At 69.2% G+C, this 18,405-nt stretch carries 19 protein-coding genes and 1 pseudogene; 7 read left to right on the top strand and 13 right to left on the bottom strand.

Annotated features, from left to right (window positions below):
• Window positions 1-3 precede the first annotated feature (3 nt).
• From ON33_RS12945 to ON33_RS12930, 4 genes are read right to left on the bottom strand one after another with little or no spacing between them, the layout of a single operon-like run.
• Complete coding sequence (locus tag ON33_RS12945; protein WP_040858774.1) at window positions 4-1,341, bottom strand: STM4012 family radical SAM protein; 1,338 nt, start codon at window positions 1,339-1,341, stop codon at window positions 4-6.
• Entirely contained in the window at window positions 1,338-2,195 is an 858-nt protein-coding gene (locus tag ON33_RS12940; protein WP_063710988.1) for an STM4013/SEN3800 family hydrolase, read from the bottom strand. The genes ON33_RS12945 and ON33_RS12940 overlap by 4 nt, the downstream gene beginning before the upstream one ends.
• Window positions 2,182-3,312, bottom strand: coding sequence for an STM4014 family protein (locus ON33_RS12935; protein WP_040858773.1), 1,131 nt, complete (start codon window positions 3,310-3,312; stop codon window positions 2,182-2,184). The genes ON33_RS12940 and ON33_RS12935 overlap by 14 nt, the downstream gene beginning before the upstream one ends.
• On the bottom strand, window positions 3,309-4,262 hold the full coding sequence (locus tag ON33_RS12930) for an STM4015 family protein (protein ID WP_040858772.1): 954 nt from the start codon (window positions 4,260-4,262) through the stop codon (window positions 3,309-3,311). Before ON33_RS12930 ends, ON33_RS12935 begins: the two co-directional genes overlap by 4 nt.
• A 261-nt stretch (window positions 4,263-4,523) precedes the next feature.
• On the opposite strand from ON33_RS12930, the gene ON33_RS12925 reads away from it, so the two are divergent.
• Both ON33_RS12925 and ON33_RS12920 read left to right on the top strand, forming a co-directional pair.
• Window positions 4,524-4,841 (top strand): DUF8820 family protein, encoded by a 318-nt coding sequence (locus ON33_RS12925; protein WP_040859148.1) that lies wholly within the window; start codon window positions 4,524-4,526, stop codon window positions 4,839-4,841.
• A 76-nt stretch (window positions 4,842-4,917) separates the two neighbouring features.
• Window positions 4,918-5,940, top strand: a complete 1,023-nt coding sequence (locus tag ON33_RS12920) for a DUF6745 domain-containing protein (protein WP_040858771.1) — start codon at window positions 4,918-4,920, stop codon at window positions 5,938-5,940.
• On the opposite strand, the gene ON33_RS12915 is transcribed toward ON33_RS12920, so the two are convergent.
• The 7 genes from ON33_RS12915 to ON33_RS12885 form a co-directional block, all read right to left on the bottom strand.
• The gene (locus ON33_RS12915) at window positions 5,937-7,568 is read right to left on the bottom strand and encodes a SulP family inorganic anion transporter (protein ID WP_051152013.1); all 1,632 of its coding nucleotides are present in this window, start codon (window positions 7,566-7,568) and stop codon (window positions 5,937-5,939) included. The genes ON33_RS12920 and ON33_RS12915 overlap by 4 nt on opposite strands.
• Window positions 7,569-7,580: 12 nt before the next feature.
• Complete coding sequence (locus ON33_RS12910; protein WP_040858770.1) at window positions 7,581-8,279, bottom strand: cysteine hydrolase family protein; 699 nt, start codon at window positions 8,277-8,279, stop codon at window positions 7,581-7,583.
• On the bottom strand, window positions 8,276-9,664 hold the full coding sequence (locus tag ON33_RS12905) for an allophanate hydrolase (RefSeq protein ID WP_040858769.1): 1,389 nt from the start codon (window positions 9,662-9,664) through the stop codon (window positions 8,276-8,278). The genes ON33_RS12910 and ON33_RS12905 overlap by 4 nt, the downstream gene beginning before the upstream one ends.
• Window positions 9,665-9,720: 56 nt before the next feature.
• The gene (locus ON33_RS12900; protein ID WP_040858768.1) at window positions 9,721-10,389 is read right to left on the bottom strand and encodes a GntR family transcriptional regulator; all 669 of its coding nucleotides are present in this window, start codon (window positions 10,387-10,389) and stop codon (window positions 9,721-9,723) included.
• A 100-nt stretch (window positions 10,390-10,489) separates the two neighbouring features.
• Complete coding sequence (locus ON33_RS12895; protein ID WP_157184506.1) at window positions 10,490-10,708, bottom strand: hypothetical protein; 219 nt, start codon at window positions 10,706-10,708, stop codon at window positions 10,490-10,492.
• Between the two features lie 91 nt (window positions 10,709-10,799).
• Window positions 10,800-10,970: a TetR/AcrR family transcriptional regulator gene (locus ON33_RS39565; protein ID WP_157184505.1), complete on the bottom strand. Its 171-nt coding sequence runs from the start codon at window positions 10,968-10,970 to the stop codon at window positions 10,800-10,802.
• Between the two features lie 39 nt (window positions 10,971-11,009).
• Window positions 11,010-11,741: a hypothetical protein gene (locus tag ON33_RS12885; protein ID WP_245550507.1), complete on the bottom strand. Its 732-nt coding sequence runs from the start codon at window positions 11,739-11,741 to the stop codon at window positions 11,010-11,012.
• A 224-nt stretch (window positions 11,742-11,965) separates the two neighbouring features.
• Here ON33_RS12885 and ON33_RS12880 point away from each other — a divergent pair.
• Together ON33_RS12880 and ON33_RS12875 are read left to right on the top strand one after the other, a co-directional pair.
• Window positions 11,966-12,738 (top strand): annotated as a pseudogene (locus tag ON33_RS12880) (agmatine deiminase family protein); the annotation flags it as partial.
• 33 nt (window positions 12,739-12,771) lie between these two features.
• Window positions 12,772-13,347, top strand: a complete 576-nt coding sequence (locus ON33_RS12875) for a TetR/AcrR family transcriptional regulator (RefSeq protein ID WP_040858766.1) — start codon at window positions 12,772-12,774, stop codon at window positions 13,345-13,347.
• Window positions 13,348-13,392: 45 nt separating this feature from the next.
• Here the strand turns inward: ON33_RS12875 and ON33_RS12870 are convergent, their stop codons facing one another.
• Window positions 13,393-13,746: a zinc ribbon domain-containing protein YjdM gene (locus ON33_RS12870; RefSeq protein WP_040858765.1), complete on the bottom strand. Its 354-nt coding sequence runs from the start codon at window positions 13,744-13,746 to the stop codon at window positions 13,393-13,395.
• Window positions 13,747-13,789: 43 nt separating this feature from the next.
• Window positions 13,790-14,605, bottom strand: a complete 816-nt coding sequence (locus tag ON33_RS12865; protein WP_040858764.1) for an alpha/beta fold hydrolase — start codon at window positions 14,603-14,605, stop codon at window positions 13,790-13,792.
• Between the two features lie 253 nt (window positions 14,606-14,858).
• Here ON33_RS12865 and ON33_RS12860 point away from each other — a divergent pair, with 253 nt between their 5' ends.
• The 3 genes from ON33_RS12860 to ON33_RS12850 all read left to right on the top strand — a co-directional run bounded on the left by ON33_RS12860 (window position 14,859) and on the right by ON33_RS12850 (window position 18,371).
• Window positions 14,859-15,179: an ArsR/SmtB family transcription factor gene (locus ON33_RS12860; protein ID WP_040858763.1), complete on the top strand. Its 321-nt coding sequence runs from the start codon at window positions 14,859-14,861 to the stop codon at window positions 15,177-15,179.
• Window positions 15,180-15,377: 198 nt separating this feature from the next.
• Window positions 15,378-15,758: a DUF5313 family protein gene (locus tag ON33_RS12855; protein WP_040858762.1), complete on the top strand. Its 381-nt coding sequence runs from the start codon at window positions 15,378-15,380 to the stop codon at window positions 15,756-15,758.
• A gap of 411 nt (window positions 15,759-16,169) precedes the next feature.
• Entirely contained in the window at window positions 16,170-18,371 is a 2,202-nt protein-coding gene (locus ON33_RS12850) for a SulP family inorganic anion transporter (protein WP_040858761.1), read from the top strand.
• Window positions 18,372-18,405 lie beyond the last annotated feature (34 nt).

Below are 18,405 nucleotides of genomic sequence, written 5' to 3'. Positions count from 1 at the left end.
GGCTCAGCGGGGTTCGTAGGCGGCCATGGCGGCGCGCACCGCGGGCGAGAACAGGCGCGGGCCCAGGGCATCGGAATAGGCCAGGCCCGTGGGTGTCAGGCGCAGCAGGTCCGGGCCGGAATCGGGGTCCAGCCAGCCCGATTCGGCGAACTCGGCGAGCTCGGCCGGGTAGTGGTCGGCGGGCGCGCTGCCGAACCGGTCCCGGTAGTCGGAAACCCGCATTCCCTCGGCCTGCAACAGTGATTGCAGCAGGTGACGGCGGCGAGCCTCGTCGGCGTCGATCCGGCGGCCGACCTCGGCGCGCGTGAAATCGGTTGTCCGCGTATAGGTGTCGATGATGCCGCGGACCTCACGGGTCTCCACCGCGTAGTCGAACGAATAGTGCAGTCCCGAGGTGTAGGACCGGGCACCGCAGCCGAGCCCGACCATCCCGTCGGTCTGGCAGGCGTAATCGTCGGGTCCGGCCTCCGGTGCGTCGATTCGCCGGAACATGCGCATCGACCGCTGCTCGTAGCCGTGGGCCAGCAGGTGGTCGCGACCCGCCGCGTAGAGCCGCAGTCGCTGCTCGTCCCAGTCCGCGTCGGCGTCCGCGCCCAGTCGCCCGAGCCCGGTCAGGGGCCGGACGTACAGCGGGTACAGGTACAGCTCCTCCGGCCGCCAGGCCAGCGCCGCGTCCAGGGAGGCCCGCCAGGTCGCCTCGGTCTGCCCGTCGATGCCGTAGATCAGATCGATGTTCAGCACCGGAATCCGTGCCGCCCGAATCGCCTCGAGGGCCGCCTCGACCTCGCCGCGTCGCTGCGGCCGCACCGCGGCCCGCGCTTCCGCGTCGACGAAACTCTGCACGCCGATGCTCACCCGGGTGGCCCCACGCTGGGTCAGCACTGCCAGCCGGTCGGGGGTCGCGGTTCCGGGTGAGGTCTCCACCGACAGCGGGATCGCCCGCAGGTCCGCGTCCATCCCCGATTCCATGATGTCGCATAGTCGTTCCAGCTCACCGGCGGTCAGAAAGGTCGGCGTCCCGCCCCCGAACGCCGCCGCCGCAAACCGCACCGGCCCGTCGCCCAATGCCGCCCGCACCGCCCCGGCCTGTCGTTCCAGTGCGTCCAGATACCGAGTGGTCAGCTCCTCCGGAGCACCCACCCGCGTGAACAGATTGCAGAAGCCGCAGCGGTATTCACAGAACGGAATGTGCGCGTACACCGACAGCGCGTCCTTCGGTTCCGCCGCCCACAGCTCGCTCAGCCGCGGCCGATCCGCACCCAGCGGCCGGTACGCGGTCTTGTGCGGGTAGCCGTAGACGTAGCTCTCGTACGGCCGCGGCCGGGTGGCGATCGTGGTCATGCGGATCTCTCCAGGAAGAACTGAGCGTAGGGCACCGTCCACACCGCCTCGTGGCCGAGCCGATGCCCGGTGAAACCGCCGTCCCCGTAGGCGGTTCCGTGATCGGAGCACACGATGGCGAAGCAGCGGCGCCGGCCGGCGGCCGCGGTGAACAGGCGGCCGATGTGCCGGTCGACGTATTCGAGTGCGGCGGCGTGGGTCTCGCGGGAATCACCCGCGTCCTTGGTCGCGCCCGGCAGATGGAACCAGTTGGGCTGGTGGAGTGCCGATACATTCACGAACAGGAACAGCCGTCGCTCGGCGGGCAATGCCGCGACCACCTCCTCGGCGCGGGCGACCTGCGCTTCGAAGGAGGTCGGGGAGGCCACCGAGAAGTCGCTGTCCCAATGACTCTCCGCGAACAGGCCGGGCAGCACCGAACCCATCGGCCCGCGCTTGTTGAAGAACCCGACACCGCCGATGCACACCGTGTGATACCCGCGCCCGGCCAGCGCCGACACGAAGTCCGGTGTGTCATAGACGAAAGTGCGCCCGGCCGTGGTCTCACTGCCCTCGAACCGCGCGGCGAACAACCGCGGATGCGGGCCCGGCGTCGCGGGCGTCGGCAGGAACCCGGCGAAGATGGCCTGATGCGAGGCGTAGGTGAAACTGCCCGGCGCGTGCCGCTTCTCCCACCGGCCGCCCGGCAGATGGCGGGCCAGATTCGGCAGCCGTCCGGCGGCGGCCAGCTCGGCCGCCACATCGAACCGCAGCGTGTCGAGGGTGACCAGCAGCAGGTCGTCGCGGCCGATCACCTCGTTCATATCCGGTTCGGGCGCGGGGGTTTCCGCGTCCCGACGGTCAGGCGCCGACATGCTGCTCGCTTCCGATCCGGCGCAGAATCGCGGCCACCTGCGCGTCGTAGGTGTCTCCCCGCTCCGCCCCGCTCCCGTCGAGACCGCGGAGTCGCGGTAACAGGTCGCCGAAGGCATTGACCTCGCCGACCGCGAAACGTCGCCAGCCGGTGGCGGGCAGCAGGTCCACGCCCACTCGGGAGAAGCCGGGAAAACAGGCGGCCGCGCGCTCGCAGATCGCGAGCGCGTCGTCCCAGCTGCCGCCCGCGGCGGTGATCGCGGCGCGGGCCTCGGCCAGATCGCCTCGCGCGCCACCCAAATGGAGATTGGTCATGGGGGAGCGGCTGGTGCGCACCACCGCGTGCGTGGCCCGCCCGTCCACGACCACCACGCGCAGGTCGGCGCTGCGGCCGTACTGGGATGCCTTGGGCAGCCAGCGTTCGATGTGCAGCCTGTCCGGAGCCAGGGCGTCGACGATGGCCGCGACCTCGGCTTCGGTGGTGTACCGGTGTACCCGCAGGGAATTGAACAGGCGCCCGTCCAGGGCGCGCTGCACCGAGGTGGTCGCCTGGACCCGCCCGCGACCGGCGGTCTCGATGGCCAGCACACCCGAGGCCGACGATCCGTGCGCGAGTTTGACGAAGACTCGCGGCAGCCGGTGCTCGGTCATCAGTCCGCGGACATCGTCCCAGCCGCGAACCGCCGGCCCGGTCCCCGAGGTCGGTGAGAACGGCACGGGCACAACGGCTTCCCTCAGCACGGCATGGCAGCGGCGCTTGTCGAACAGCACCGCGAGCTCGTCCGGATCGTCGAGCAGCCGTGCGCCGCAGGCGTGCGCCCGCGCACCGACAGCCCGCGCGGCCGCGACGAACCGCTCGTACCACACGGCCGTCCCCTCGACCCGCGTCGAATCCTCGACCTCGCGCAGCAGCCGTTCCACCTCGGGATCCTCACCCGGCGAGTCCAGCCGGACCAGTTCGCCCGCACCGAATTCCGCCCGCCCGCCCAGCACCTCCAGCCACGACACCACCCGCAGCGCGCCGATCCCGGCCTGCCGAGCCGCGTCCTGGAACATGGTCACGCGCCGGTTGGCCGGATTGCCCACCACCGCCAGGCGCACCGCCCCCGTACCGGTCATTCCGATACGGCCGTGTAGCGACGATCGGCCGGATTCTCCTCGTCGTTCTCGACTTCGGCGTCCGAGAGATCCACCGTGACACCGGGCAGCGCCGCGATCACCCGCTTCTGCAGGGACGCGCTGATGAAGTGGTGGTGCAGATCGAGGATGCGCAGATGGGTGAGCGGCTGCCCGTGCAGCAGCGCCGTCGCGCCCTCGTCTCCGAGCGTGCCCAGCGACAGATCCAGCGTCGACAGGCGCGCCACCACCGGGGCGCTCGCCACCGCGGCGGCGACCTCGTCCTGAATCTCGCTGTTGCGCAGGCCCAGCCAGGTCAGCTTCGGCAATCGCTCCCCGGACAGCAGCGCGGCCAGATCCGCGACGGTGGCGTCGCCGCCGTAATTGGAGACGCCCAGCCACAATTCGAGATGCTCCAGCGCGGGCAGTGAACTCGCGCCGATCCCGCGCACCACGTCCCCGCCCAGGCCGCCGGTCTCCACCACAAGCGTCCGCAGGGCGTCATGCGTGGTCGGCGGGAACGCGAGGTGCTCGCCGCCGCGGACCCGAAGTTCCTCCAGCGCGGGGAAATTCGCCAGGAGCCGCGTGACATCCGACTGCTGGATCCAGGAGATTTCCGCCTCCTCGTAGGTGATCTCCCCGAGGAAGATCGCACGCAGCGCCGGGAACCGCTCCCGCACCCGGATGAGCTCGTCGATCACCAGATCGGAATGGTGGTCGTAGACCTCGCCCCACAACCCGACCACCAGCGCCCGTACCCGCGTCGAATCCACGGCGGCGAGGAACCGCCCGAACTCCTCGGTCCACGACACGTCCGGGTTGTCGCCGTACGGATCGACGGCGATCCGCCACGCCGCAGCGTCCGCCGCCGGCAACGCGCCGCCGGCCGCGTCGCCGTCGAACTCGACGATGGGAAGGCCGTGGAATTCCTGCAGATGGGTGGAAATGGTCATATGACGGGCTCCGTACGCCGGGTCGGTGATCTGTCCGTGCCCGCCAGTTCTACCAAGGCCGCCCGACAGGTCCCGGCCGCGGGGCGCGCCCGAGTGCCCTCGGCGCCACGATCATCCGGTGCCCGCCGGGTCGCGAAGATCCGGCGCGACCGCGGCACCACCGGATCACGCATTCTTCGCCGCCGCGAATTGTCGTACCCCACCGCTAGTTTCGAGAACGAGCCGGACGCACGGGGCGCCGGCGCTCACGGGGAGGACCTCATGTTCCGTCAGGGAGATGTGCTGATCATGCCGATCGCCGAGGCCGAGGTACCGGCCCACGCGGTCGACGCGCCGGCCGAACCGCGCGACACCCGAGGACGCATGGTGCTCGCACTCGGCGAGGTCACCGGCCACGCGCACGCGATCGCCGCTCCCGGCCGCCTGGTCCGCGCCGGCGCCGACATGCTCATGCACCTACCCGAGGGCGGTCGCATCGTGCACGAGGAGCACGCGGCAATCCCGCTGCCCAAGGGCTGGTTCCGCGTCATCCGCCAGCGCGAATACTTCCCCGGCGCGGTACGCATCGTCGCCGACTGAGTCCGGGCCGCCGCCGGGCGGATCCAACTCGGCCCTGGCCGTCGAGCCGAACTATTTGATACCCAAGGGATTTCATATGCACCTGCTGGAAGACTGGCGCGCGGTCGCGGCCGCCACCGGGCCCGCCGACCGGGCCGCCGCCGAGGAAGCCGCGCGTCGTGCCTACGTCAGCGCTGGTCTGGCCGCCCCCGCCCACCATGTCTGGGTGGAGTCGCCTCTCGCGGCGGTGGCCGCCATTCGCGGACTGTCCGATCCGGGTCGGAGCGTCCGCGACGAGGTGCGCACGCAGCCCTGGGCCGCCGAACGCGGGCGTGTGCACGATGAACTCGGCGCCGCCGGGTGGTCGGAACGGTGGAACGCGACCGGCGCTCGGCTGTGGGATGCGACCCGCACGCTCGCCGACCGCATTCGCCTGGGCGTTGTGGAGGCCGCCGTCGCGGTCGATCCCGCCGACCGGAACGCCCGCGCGCAGGCCGAACGCGAAATCCAGGCCATCTTCCTCGATGCCGTGCTGGGCCAGCACGATGCCGCGTGGCTGGCGGCCTTCCCCGGGAGCGAACGCCTTGCCGGTCTGGCCGGTGTCGCCCGTAACGCGGGCTGGTGGTGGCCTTTCGAGAACGTCATCGTCTTCTGCGAGCGTCCCGATCGTCTGGAACGCGACGAGGCGGGCCGCCTGCACTCCCAGGACGGCCCCGCGCTGGTCTATCCGGACGGCTTCGCCCTGCACGCGTGGCGCGGAATGCCGGTCCCCGCCGGTCTTTTCGACGACCTGACCACCCTCACCGCCGCCCGCATCCGCACCGAGGAGAACGCCGAACTCCGCCGCGTCATGCTCGAATTCTTCGGCTACGACCGCTATCTCGCGGAATCCGGCGCCGAGCCGGTCCACCGCGACGAAACCGGCATCCTCTGGCGCATCCAGCTCCCCGACGACGAGGATGTCGTCATGGTCGAGGTCGTCAACTCCACCCCCGAACCCGACGGTACCCACCGCACCTACTGGCTCCGCGTCCCACCCACCACCCGCACCGCCAAGGAAGGCGTCGCCTGGACCTTCACCCTCGACGCCTGGGCCTACGCCCCCGTCAGTCAGACCTAGCCCGGGAACGCCGGACCAGGCCTGTTGTCGCCGCGCGGGAGCTGGTCCGGGACCGCCTCGGCCGGTGCGGGATCGGGGTCCGAGCGGGTGGTGCGCAGCCACGAGCAGGCCAGGCACACCAGGCCGAAGAACAGATAGCCGAGGGCGACCTTCGGAGCGGCGGCCCAGCCCACCTCGGGCGCGTGGATGAGCCCGACGAAACTGAGCACCGCGCCCGCCGCGGACGCGAGAGCCGCTGCCCGGAAACGCTTGTCGACCACGAAGGTCACCATGGCGCCCAACACCAGCCCGGCCAGCACCGCACCCTCGCCGAGGGTCTTCAGCCCGTCGTACACCACCCCGGCCTGCCCGAGCGCGCCCATGCCGATCTTGTCGGCGGTGGTGCCCGCCGCGGAGAGCGCGTTGTCGATCTGCCCGACGCCCCACTCCGCCAGGTTCGGCAGCAGCGCGGCCACCACCGCCACCGCGTGCGGGCGCGGCACCGCCTGGAAGGCCTGCGCTCCGATCAGCAGGCCGATGTACAGCAGGATCGGCACGATCGCCGGAATGGGCAGCAGGGTCGCCAGCACCCCGAAAAGGCCGAGCAGGCACATCAATCCGATGAGCGCCCCGCCGGCCAGCGAGTAGCCGGTGCGCCCGCCCGCGTCCTTCCATCCGGGATGGCCGATGTACACGGCCGGCGGGAACGGTGAGCCGAAACCGGATCCGACGATCGCACCGAGCCCGTCGGCGAGCAGGACGCTGCGCAGGTTGTAGTTGTCGCCCGCGGCGGCGGCGCTCTCCACATTGCTCAGTGCCTCGGTGAAGTTGTACACGCCCAGGGGAATCGCGGTGGCCAGCAGCGGGCCCAGATGCGACAGCCCATCGAAGAGCAGATGCAGGCGGAGATCCGGCAGGCCGAGGGCGATGTCGTGCGCGGCCTGCGAGACATCCGGCACCGACATATAGCCGCCGATCCAGCCGATCGCGGTGCCGGTGAGCAGCGCCACCAGCCCGATCGGCACATTGCCCGGCAGGCGCACATCGGTGAAGAAGCCGATGAGAATGATGGCCAGCACCGGCAATCCGATCCAGGCGGCCTCCCACATCTGCGCGGCGGGCCGCATGGCGATGAAGGTGATCGAGATGCCCGCGAGGGTGCCCAGCATGGCCGCGCGCGGCGTGACGCGCCGGATGAAGGGACCCACGAACGCGCCGATCATGACGATCACACCGATCATGAACGCCCAGGCCAGGCCCGCCGCCCACGCCTTCATCGGGTCGCCGGTCCTCAGATAGATCGGCAGCATGACCACGAACACCACGATGAACATGTGTGGCACGCTCGGTCCGTACGGCAGCGCCGTGACCGTCGCGCGGCCCTCCCGCCGGGCCAGTCGCCGCGCCAGCATCATGTAGTAGAGGTTGCCCAGCACCAGCGCGACGCCGAGCGCGGGCAGCACCGTGCCCAGCACGTCGCCGCTGGGGATCTTCACCACCGCGATGGACAGGGTGGTGAGGGTCAGGACGTTGACGAGAATGTTGAACGACAGGCCGAAGAAGGCATTGGTGTCGCCGCGGGTCCACCACGGCAGCGACAACGGTGCGGTGGCGCCGGTTTCACCGGGCACTTTGGTGTCGACGGACATCGGAGTTCCTGTTCACTGAGCCGGGGTGGGGAAGACGGTGGATTCGAGCGCGCCGCGGACCGCCGCGGAATCGGCGACCCAGCCGAAGATCCCGCCCTGCGCGGTGATCATCGCCAGCCCGGCGCGCTGGAACTCCGGGAAATACGAACCGACGCAGTCGGAGACGACCACGCAGTCGTAGCCGCGGTCATTGGCCTCGCGCACCGTGGTGTGCACACAGACCTCGGTGGTGACCCCGGTGACCAGCAGCGCGCGAATTCCATTGCGGACCAGCACGTCCGACAGGTCGGTGGCATGGAACGCGCCCTTGCCGGGCTTGTCGATCACCACTTCGCCCGGGAGCGGGGCGAGTTCGTCGATGATGTCGTGGCCGTACTCGCCGCGGATCAGGATGCGCCCGAACCGGCCGGGATCCCCGATCCGCTGGGACGGGTTGCCCCGCGCCAGTTTCGCCGGTGGGCAGTCCGACAGATCGGGCAGATGGCCCTCGCGGGTGTGGATGACCGGGAGTCCGGCGGCGCGGGCGGTCCCCAGCAATGCCGCGAGCGGCTCGATGACGGGCCGGAGCAGCGTCACGTCGTTGCCGAGACTCGCGCCGAAGCCGCCGGCGAGCAGGAAGTCGCGCTGCATGTCGATGACGAGCAGCGCCAGAGCGCCCGGGTCGAAGGGGAAGGCCTCGGGCTGTGCCGGAATGTGGTGGGCTGCCGTCATTGTCGTTCCTTCTGTGCGAGCCGGAGATCGGACTGCGCCGCCCGCGGACGTGGCTCGTCGAGGATGCGGGCGGCGGCAGCGAGCACGGTGTCGTCCGCGAGGGCGGGCCCGAACACCATGACCGCCAGTGGGCGGCCGTCGGCCGTAGCGCCCACCGGTACGGAGACCGCGGTGAGGTCCAGCAGATTCCCGAAATGGGTGTAATGGCCCAGCACGGTATTGGTGGCGATCGGATCGGCCTGTACCTGGGCGACGGTGAAGGTGGTGCCGATCGTGGGCACCACCATCACGTCGATCTCGGCCCACAACCGCGCCACGGTGGCCCGCAACTCCTGCAATCGCTGCTGCGCCCGGAACACGTCGACCGCGGTGAATCGGAGTCCGCCGGTGAGAATCTCGCGGATCACCGGAAGGATCGAGGCGGGCTGCGCGGTCAGGAACGTCTCGAACTCCACCAGCCGTTCCGCCACCCAGGGGCCCTGGTACAGCAGCTCGCCCGCGTCGAGGAAGGGGGCGAGAGTGACGGGCACGCAGTCGAATCCGAGCCGGCCCAGCCGGTCCCGCACCCGCAGGTGCGCGGACTCGAACATCTCGTCGCCGAAGAACTCCAGCTCCGCCGTGTCGGGCAGGCCGACCCGCAGCCGGTCCCCGTCGTGACGTGGTCCCCGCGCCCGGCTCCACGGATCGTCCGGATCCGGTCCCGCGATCACCTCGAAGACCCGGTCCAGATCCTCGACCGTGGTCGCCATCAGCGACAGGCAGTCCAGGGATCGGCACGCGGGCACCAGACCCACGGTGCTGATCAGGCCGCGCGACGGCTTCCAGCCGAGAATCCCGTTGAGCGCGGCGGGCACCCGCCCGGATCCGGCCGTGTCGGTGGCCACGCAGAACGGCACCTCACCGAGCGCCACCGCGCGCGCCGAACCGGAACTGGAACCGCCGCAGATCAATTCGCCGCCGTACACGCTGCGCGGAATCGGGTAGGGCGTGCGCGTACCGTTGAGACCGGTGGCGAACTGGTCCAGGTTGGTCTTGCCGGCGAACAGGGCGCCGGCGTCGAGCAGGCGCTGGACCGCGGGCGCGGTTTCGGCGGCGGTGTAGGCGAAGTCGGGACAGGCGAGGGTGGTGGGCCATCCCGCCACATCGATGCTGTCCTTCACGCCGAACGGCACCCCGTACAGCGGCAGCGTGCGGGCCCCGGGGAGACGCTCGATGCGGGCCGCGTCGGCCAGCAGCTGCTCGCGCGGGACCGGGGTGATCCAGGTGCCGTCCGCGCCCCGCGCGGCGATGGCGTCGGCGACCCGAGTGGCGGTGTGTGTCGGTGAGCCGCTGCCGCTTTCGTGGGAAGCCAGTATCTCCGTGACCGTCGGACCGAGATTCAGCATTTGTCGATTGTCGACAGAATGTGTGAAATCGGCGGTCTCGCAATGTATCCGCTGTGTTAGCGGATATCGAGATCCAGGTAGGCCAGCTCGCCGTGCCGCAGCAGCGCGTCGCTCGCGATGGCGGCATCGCCGGATTCGAGGGCCTCCAGCAGCTCGGCGTGGCGGCGAATACCCTGGCGGCGCTGCATGATCCGCGCCTCGGTGCGCAGGTTGCGGGCCATCGGCAGCTGCAGTTTCAGCAGGATCGGCTCATAGGCCAGATTCAGCTGCCGGTTGCCCGCCAGCGCGACGATGGCGGCGTGGAACCGGCGATGGGCATTGTCGCGTTCGAGCGGGTCCTCGGCGGCATCGGCGGCCCGCATCCGATCCAGTGCCGCCCGCACCTCCCCTAGCGGATCACCGTCCGCCGGAAGCGGAAACGCGCTCTCGACGGCATACCGCTCCAGCACCCGCCGCAACTCGAACAACTGCAGGATGTCGGTCCTCGACCAGACCGCCACCCGGAACCCCCTGCGCGGGACATGCTCGATCAGCCCCTCCTGTGCCAGCAGCCGCAATGCCTCCCGCACCGGCGCGCGACTGGTCCCCAGTCGCGCGCACAACGCCTCCTCGCCGATGCGCTCCCCGGGTTCGAACACCCCGCTCAGCACCTCGGCCCGCACCTGCCGCGTCGCCACCTCCACCAAGCTCGGCGGCAATCCCGCCCCATTCGTCCCCGACACCATGATTCGAGATTATGCTGTCGGGCCCGCGGCAGCCCGCTCGCCCGCTCGCTGTAGCGAGCACGGAATGGGCTGCGCCCCGGCCGAAGCCAGGACGGGCGGATCAGTCGGTGGCCGACGGCGAGTGGATCGGGCTGCGTTCGAGGTCGGTGATGCGGTCGAGGGCTCGGGCGAGGTTGGTCAGTTCGGTGTCGAGGGTGTCGCCGGCGGGGTAGAGGCGGACCGTGTCGACACCGACGTCGTTCCAGACCTGGAGGCGTCGGCGCACGGTGGCAGGAGTGCCGATCAACGTGGTGGCGAGGATCAACGTCGAAGAGGCCACGGCTGTTCCTCGGGAGTACTGCCGCGCAGGCCTGACTGTTCCTCGATCAATCCGAAGGTCCACAGTCGTTCGCGGCGGTCGAGGACGACCGTCACCAGCTCGTCCAGTGTCGGAAATACTTGTACAGAGTGGATTTCGAGACTCCGGCCCGATCGGCGATCATGTCGGCCGTCATCGCGCGCACTCCGATGCGGGTGTAGAGCTCATAGGCGGCTGTCACGAGCTGATCGCGTATTCCGACAACCGTGTTATTGGTCGTCATCATTGGATTCCAGCCGCCCGATGCCGTCGGAACCGGAGGTCAGAGCTGGCACGCCAGCGTGGCCGTGCCTGTGCCGTGCACGAATTCGCGATCGCCGTAACGCAGTTGGCCGTCGTTCCATTCGCCGCCCAGTTCGGTCACGAAGTCCCGTACCAGATCCTGATCGGCGCGGTCGGCCACGAGCACGAGATCGCCGGATTCGGTGACCGATCCGCCGCCGAGCCGGTCACGCACCTGGGGATCGGCGACCAGGGCGTCGCGGAAACGGGTGCGGTCGATGCCGGGGACGGTGACGGTGAAGCCATTGGCGCGGGTGTCGTCGCCGGGCAGGTATTCGAAGGTCAGCACCGATTCCTGGTTGTAGCGCACCCGCAGGTCGTCGGCGACCCAGCACAGATTCTTGAAATCGGTACAGGCCAGCTGGAATCGGCGGGACCGCTCATAGGTGGCCGTCCCGGTGCCGGCGGACCAGAACACGCCGTCGAGCAGTTGCGAGCCGACAGGCAGCGCGAGTTCGGTGAGCGCGGTCGCGTCCACCTCCAGCTCGAACTGGGAGAGCCGGTCGGCGAGGCGGGGATCGGACGGGTCGGTAATGGTGGCGGTCTCGGTGGTGGCGAACAGCTCGGAGGTGGGCTGGGTGGGGTTCCCCGGAACGCACGACACCGGTCCGTATGCCCGGGCGGGCGCCACGGCCGGACCTGTCGCGACAGCCCCGGCGGCGGCGATCACGAGAACCGCGGCCACGGCGGCGGTAATGCGAACGGTGGTCATAGCTTTCGAGTCTGACGCGCCGCTGGGCCGGGTAGGGGAGGGATGACCGAATCCGGGTGATCCGGTCCCTCCCGGACCTGCCAGGTGACCTGCGTCGCGTTCTTTGACTGAAAATTCAGTCAGTTTATGCCCGGCTCGGGGTCGTCGTGTGCGGACGGCCGTTCTACCGGCCGGTTTATCGGATTCAGCGCGCCGGAGAGGGAAACGCCGCGCCGTTCCCTCACAATCTCGACGACCTCTGGATGCGTGACACCGGCCCGGTGTTCGTGCACGGCCTCGGCGCCAAGGCCGGGGTCGATTTCAACTTCAACGGCTGGGGTGGCAAGCAGCAGCACCGCCGCGACGGCAAGATCGCCACCTGCGTGGACGGCCGCGCCGGGGTCGAGACCGTGCACACCGACCTGGTGCTCGAGGGCGGCGGCCTCGAGGTCGACGGCGAGGGCACCGCGCTCATCACCGAATCCTGTGTGCTGAACAACAATCGGAATCCCGGCTGGAAGAAGCCGGACGTGGAGGCCGAGCTCGAGCATCTGCTGGGCATCAAGAAGGTGATCTGGCTGCCGGGCATCGCCGGTCACGACATCACCGACGGGCACACCGATTTCTATGCCCGCTTCGCCCACCCGGGCGTCGTGGTCGCGGGCCTCGACAACAACGAAAAGTCCTTCGACTACGACGTGACCCGCCGTCACCTCGACATCCTGCACAATGCGACCGACGCGCAGGGCCGACCGCTCGAGATCGAAACCCTCGAAGCGCCTTCGGAATTGCGCTACCGGGGTGCGGGAGACGACTTCGCAGCCGGGTACATCAACTTCTACGTCTGCAACGGTGGTGTGATCGCCCCGAGTTCGGTGACCCCGAGACCGACGCCGCGGCGCAGTCCACGCTGCAGCGCCTCTTCCCGGATCGTCATGTGGTGCAGATCAATATCGACGCCATCGCCGCGGGCGGCGGCGGCATCCACTGCACCACCCAGCAGGAACCCGTCGACTGACCCGTGCGCGGGACACCCCTACAGTGAGGAATCGTGTCGGACCGTCAGACCCAGATCCTGGAAGCCGCTGTTCATGTCATCGCGCAGGACGGAGTCCGCGGACTGCGGGTCGAGAAGCTGGCCGCCGCCGCGGGGGTGTCCACCGCGCTGATCTACTACCACTTCAAGGATCGCGCCGGCATCCTGCGCGCGGCCCTCGAACACATCAATCACCGGGCCGAGTCCTACACCAACCAGGCCTTCGCCGATCTCGAGGAACCGCGCTCCCAGGTCGAGCGCATGCTGCTGCTGGAACTCCAGGACACCGGCGAGGTCCGCGAGAACAGCGTCGCCTGGGGCGAACTGCGCGCCAGCGCGGTCTTCGATCCCGCACTGCGCGAACCACTCCGGGCCAGCACCGAGTCCTGGAACTCGGATGTCGAGACCCTGATCCTGCACGGACAGGAAACCGGCTCCATCCCACTGGATCTCGACGCCCCCGCCGTCGCGGAACGCCTCACCGCCCTCGTCGAGGGTCTGAGCGAACGCTGGCACAGCGGCTCGCTCACCCTCGACCGCGCCCGCACCCTGCTCACCGGCGCGATCGCCGCCGAACTCGGCGCGCGCTAGATGTGCGAGATTCCGATATCCACCCGGCGGCTTCCGAGTTCCGGCTCAGACCTTCTTCACCACACTGGATTTCAGCTGCATGGCCCCGATTCCGTCGACCTTGCAATCGATGTCGTGATCGCCGATGCCCTGGACCAGGCGGATATTGCGCACCTTGGTGCCGGCCTTGATCCCGGTCGGGCTGCCCTTCACCTTGAGGGACTTGATCACCGTGACGGTGTCGCCGTCGGCGAGCGCATTGCCGACCGCGTCCCGGATCACCCCGTCCCCGTCCCCGTCCGCGTCCGGCTCGGCGTCGAGGGTCCATTCGTGCGCGCACTCCGGGCAGGTCAGCAACCCGCCGACGTCGTAGGTGTACTCGCTCGAACAGCTGGGGCACGGTGGCAGGGCATCGCTCACGGTCGGTTCCTTCTCGCGGGGCGGGGCTGGAATGTGGTGGGGCTCAGGCGTTCACGCCGGTGAGGAAGTCGATGATGGTGCGGTTGACTTCCTCGGGGCGTTCCAGATAGCCGTAGTGCCCGCACTTCTCGATCACCACGAAGCGCGCGCCCGGAATCGCCTCGGCCACCTCACGGCCGAAGATCGGCGGCAGCATGCGGTCGTCGGCGAATCCGACGACCAGGCTCGGGACGGTGATACGGGCGTAGTCGGCGAGGCGATTGCTGGAGCGGTCTATGCGCATCTGGGCCAGCACGCCCGGCGCGGGATCCGCTGTGCTCGCCGAGTATTCGAAGATGTCGAGCCACTGCTGGGCCTGGTCGTCGGCCTCGAGGGTGTGAGGGGAGAGGTTCAGCATCGCCTTGATGGCCGCCGCGTACTCCGCGGGCAGCCGCACCCCCTCCGCGGCCAGGGCCTGCTCACCCTTGCTCAGGGTGTTCGGCAGCGGATGCGGCCGTCCGGTGGTGGCCAGCATGACCGCCTTGCGGACCAGTTCGGGTCGCGCCAGCGCCAGCTCCTGGGTGATCCGCGCACCCAGGGAGGTGCCCACCACATGGGCCGGTGCGCCGAGGTGCTCGATGAGGGCCGCGGTGTCGGCGACCAGGTCCTCGACCCGCATGCCGTGCGCGCTCTCGTCCGAGGGCGCGATGCCACGATTGTCGAAGGTGGCGACCCGGAAACCCGACTTCACCAGTGCCGGAACCTGATACGTGCGCCATACCCGGCCGGGGCTGCCGGTGCCCATGACCAGTACGACCAGTGGCCCGGTACCGGTGACGTCGTAGTTGAGTCGGATGCCGTTGAGAGTGGCGAGGGGCACAGGTCGGTCTTTCTGGTAGGCGGTCCGGAGGACGACCGAAAGTACCACGCCTGCATGCTTTCATTGTTTCGCAAGCAGTTGATCGCAGCGGCCTAGCTCGGGGTCCTTGCGGACACGCTCGGCCGCCGCGGCCCGTGCCACGCCGGGGCCCGTGGGCCTTGATTGGCCTGCTTGCTAAACTCTGCAATTGCCGGGCGGGTCCTACGCAGGATGATCCGCCGCCAATGGAAGGAGTGGCTCGGAGGTGCCAGGAATGCAACGGCCGCTCTATCAGATGAAGGCGGACTTCTTCAAAACGCTCGGCCACCCCGTCCGTATCCGGGTCCTCGAACTGCTCAGCCAGCGCGAGCACGCGGTCTCGGAGATGCTCACCGAAATCGGTGTGGAGGCAGCGAATCTGTCTCAGCAGCTGTCGATTCTGCGGCGCGCCGGTCTGGTGACCGCTCGCCGCGAGGGTCTCTCGGTCACCTACGAGCTGACCTCGCCGGAGGTCGCCGAACTGCTCGCGGTAGCCCGCGCCATCCTCACCGGAGTGGTGACCGGCCAGGTCGAGGCGCTCGAACAGCCGGCCTAGCCGGAGCCTCGTCCACGGTTCTCGGACCCCAAGGGCGGTGTGGCGATCACCTTCGCGGTCACCGTCGCGCTGGACCTGGTGACCGCGGTCGCGGTGGTCGGGGCCGCGCCGTGATGACGGCTCCGGCGCCCTGCTCGAGCACACGTCCGACGCCATTGCCCGCCAACTCGTATCCGGCACCACCGAAAGCAGTCAGAGATGAGCGAACCCACCACACCGAATCTCGTGCAGCGCCTCCGCTATATCAGCGGCGGGACGCTGCCGCCGAGCATGTCGCAGTGGGTGATCGACGACCTGACCGGTCCGGGTGCGGCGCGCCGCTACATGCTGCGCATCCTCATCCCGATCATTCCGCCGCTGTGTCTGTTCCTGCTGATTCCCGGCCCGCTCTGGATGGGCCTGGCCATGATGGCGCTGCTGTACCTGCCGCTCATCTATTTCACGGCCGCGCTCATGTACGTCTTCCGGCGTGCCCGGCTCGCCAAACACGGCCTCGATCCGGCCCTGGCCGACCAGAGCGACCGCGATCGTGCCGCCGCGGAGCGGGCGGCCTACGAACGGGCGCACGGTCGCGGCTGAACGGATAGCGCTGGGTGAACTCTGCGAGGGCGTCGGAACCGTTGCCCTCGACCTGATCCCACGAGAACGGGAGCTGTTCGACCTCGTCCTCGGGTGCCGCGCTTCCGAGATGTCGGTCCGGGCCGGAATCATTCGTGCGCGGCGGTGATCTGCCGGGCCTCGGGGGTACATAGCCGGTGACATCCCGGTCCGCGGCCAGCGTTTGGCGTGGCGTCGTGAGCTGTGTCACAGTTTGGTAGCGGTTCGCCTCAAATGTCGCAGACGCTTTTCATTTCTTTTGCATTGTCTTTACGATTACCCGCGATCTTCCAAGCGTCGCGGTTTCTCCAGCCTCGCCCGCCGCTGCCTCTCGATGCCAGTACATGTTGACCGATGAACCGGGCGGCGCTGCCGTGCCGGCGAAGGAGAAATATGTCCACCGACACCGATCAGCCTCCACGGACGTCGCTTCCCGGCTTCGCCGCCCTGGTGCGCCACGATCTCCCCGCCTCGATCGTCGTCTTCCTCGTATCCCTGCCGCTGTCCATCGGCATCGCCGTCGCCGTCGGCGCGCCGGTCGCCGCCGGACTCATCGCCGCGGTGATCGGCGGCGTGGTCGCCGGACTTCTCGGCGGCTCGACCCTCCAGGTCAGCGGGCCCACCGCCTCGCTGACCGTGGTGGTCGCCGAATCCATCAATCAATTCGGGTGGGCCGCCACCTGTTTCATCACCATCCTGGCCGGCGGCCTGCAGATCCTGTTCGGGCTCAGCCGGATCGCGCGCGGGGTGCTCGCCATCGCGCCGGTCGTGGTGCACGCCATGCTCGCCGGGATCGGCATCATCATCGCCCTCGAACAGGTGCACGTCCTCATGGGCGGCGACACGCTGACCTCATCCTGGGACGCCATCGTCGCGCTGCCGCACCAGCTGGCCTCGGTCCACCCCGGCGACCTGTGCATCGGACTGGTCGTCATCACCATCCTGGTCGGCTGGCGACGGCTGCCGGAACCGGTCCGCCGGGTGCCCGCGCCGCTGGTGGCCGTGGTGGTCGCCACCCTGCTGGCGCGCGTGCTACCGGTGCGGGTCGAGCGCATCACGCTCAATGGCTCACTGCTGCAGGCGGTTCACCTGCCGCAGGTGCCGCACGGCAGCTGGGCCGCGGTCGCGCTGATGGCGGTCAGCATCGCACTCATCGCCAGCGTGGAGACCCTACTATCGGCCGTGGCGGTGGACCGGATGCGCCAGAACTCCGCGCGCCGAACGGATCTCGACCGCGAGCTGCTCGGTCAGGGCGCGGCCAATATGGTCTCGGGCCTGATCGGCGGCCTGCCGGTGGCGGCGGTCATCGTGCGCAGCATCACCAATGTCAAAGCGGGAGCGCGCAGCAAGGCCTCGACCATGCTGCACGGGTTGTGGATCCTGCTGTTCTCGGTGGCGCTCGTCGACGTGGTGCGCTCGATCCCCAAGGCGGCCCTGGCCGGGCTGCTCATCGTGGTCGGCATCCAGCTGATCAAGCTCGCCCACATCCGGCGCGCCCAGCGCACCGGCGACCTGGTGGTGTACGCCGCCACCGTGTTCGTGGTGGTGTTCTGGAATCTGTTGCTGGGCATGCTCGTCGGGCTCGCACTGGCCTTCGCGCTGCTGCTGTGGCGGGTGGTGCGGGTGACGGTGACGGCCGAGGAGGTGGACGCGCTGCGCTGGCGGGTCACCGTCGACGGCAGCTTCACCTTCCTGGCGCTGCCCAAGCTCACCGCCGAGCTGCACAAGGTGCCCGCCACCGCCGACGTGGTGGTCGAGATGACCGTCGACTTCATGGATCACGCCGCCTACGACGCCCTGCAGGAATGGGTGGAACTGCACCGAAATGAAGGCGGCACAGTCGAATTCGTGGAGGTCGGTGCGGTGCGCATGGCCGATGCCGCGGATGGTCCGCCCGCGCGCGGACACTCCCGGCACCTGCTGAACGAGGTGCTCGGACCCTGGCGGCGCACCGCCACCGATGTGGATCCGATCGTCGCCGGGGTGGCCGCCTATCACCGCAGCCACGCGCATGTCATGCGACCGCATCTCGGAGTGCTGCGCGACAGTCAGGAACCGGACTCACTTTTCGTCACGTGCGCCGATTCCCGCATCGTGCCGAATGTCATCACCAACAGTGGTCCGGGCGACCTGTTCACGGTGCGCAATGTGGGCAATCTGATTCCCCGCGATGCCCAGGATTCGTCGATGGAGGCGGCGCTCATCTACGCCCTCGACAAACTCGATGTGCGCTCGGTGGTGGTGTGCGGGCATTCCGGGTGCGGTGCGATGGGCGCGCTGCACAATGAACTGGTCACCGGATCCCAGCTCGACGATTGGCTGGCACACGCGGCGCCCAGCCTCGAGCGTTTCCGGCGCGGGCATCCGGTGGCGGCGGCCGCGGCGGCGGCCGGGTTCGGTCCGGTCGATCAGCTCGGCATGGTGAATGTGGCGGTGCAGCTGGAAACGCTGTACGCGCATCCGGTGGTTCGCCGCGGCATGGAGGAGCGCGGCGTGGTGCTCTCGGGCCTGTTCTTCGATATCGCGACCGCGCGCGTCATGGAGGTCACGGTGGACGGGATCACCGAGATCGATGGCGTCGGGCGGGTGGCGTAACCCGTGTGACGACCCGGGGAAGAAGGGGTGTGAA

The organism is Nocardia niigatensis NBRC 100131 (assembly GCF_000308655.1).
In the GTDB taxonomy this organism is placed as follows: Bacteria; Actinomycetota; Actinomycetes; order Mycobacteriales; family Mycobacteriaceae; genus Nocardia; species Nocardia niigatensis.
The sequence above is the reverse complement of the archived record's forward strand: the minus strand, read 5'-3'. Positions and strand labels throughout refer to the sequence as shown.

Bases quoted from the DNA above. Each gene is read 5' to 3' on its own strand.
- ON33_RS12945 (WP_040858774.1), bottom strand. From the start codon at position 1,341: ATGACCACGATCGCCACCCGGCCGCGGCCGTACGAGAGCTACGTCTAC.
- ON33_RS12940 (WP_063710988.1), bottom strand. From the start codon at position 2,195: ATGTCGGCGCCTGACCGTCGGGACGCGGAAACCCCCGCGCCCGAACCG.
- ON33_RS12935 (WP_040858773.1), bottom strand. From the start codon at position 3,312: ATGACCGGTACGGGGGCGGTGCGCCTGGCGGTGGTGGGCAATCCGGCC.
- ON33_RS12930 (WP_040858772.1), bottom strand. From the start codon at position 4,262: ATGACCATTTCCACCCATCTGCAGGAATTCCACGGCCTTCCCATCGTC.
- ON33_RS12925 (WP_040859148.1), top strand. From the start codon at position 4,524: ATGTTCCGTCAGGGAGATGTGCTGATCATGCCGATCGCCGAGGCCGAG.
- ON33_RS12920 (WP_040858771.1), top strand. From the start codon at position 4,918: ATGCACCTGCTGGAAGACTGGCGCGCGGTCGCGGCCGCCACCGGGCCC.
- ON33_RS12915 (WP_051152013.1), bottom strand. From the start codon at position 7,568: ATGTCCGTCGACACCAAAGTGCCCGGTGAAACCGGCGCCACCGCACCG.
- ON33_RS12910 (WP_040858770.1), bottom strand. From the start codon at position 8,279: ATGACGGCAGCCCACCACATTCCGGCACAGCCCGAGGCCTTCCCCTTC.
- ON33_RS12905 (WP_040858769.1), bottom strand. From the start codon at position 9,664: ATGCTGAATCTCGGTCCGACGGTCACGGAGATACTGGCTTCCCACGAA.
- ON33_RS12900 (WP_040858768.1), bottom strand. From the start codon at position 10,389: ATGGTGTCGGGGACGAATGGGGCGGGATTGCCGCCGAGCTTGGTGGAG.
- ON33_RS39565 (WP_157184505.1), bottom strand. From the start codon at position 10,970: ATGACGACCAATAACACGGTTGTCGGAATACGCGATCAGCTCGTGACA.
- ON33_RS12885 (WP_245550507.1), bottom strand. From the start codon at position 11,741: ATGACCACCGTTCGCATTACCGCCGCCGTGGCCGCGGTTCTCGTGATC.
- ON33_RS12860 (WP_040858763.1), top strand. From the start codon at position 14,859: ATGCAACGGCCGCTCTATCAGATGAAGGCGGACTTCTTCAAAACGCTC.
- ON33_RS12855 (WP_040858762.1), top strand. From the start codon at position 15,378: ATGAGCGAACCCACCACACCGAATCTCGTGCAGCGCCTCCGCTATATC.
- ON33_RS12850 (WP_040858761.1), top strand. From the start codon at position 16,170: ATGTCCACCGACACCGATCAGCCTCCACGGACGTCGCTTCCCGGCTTC.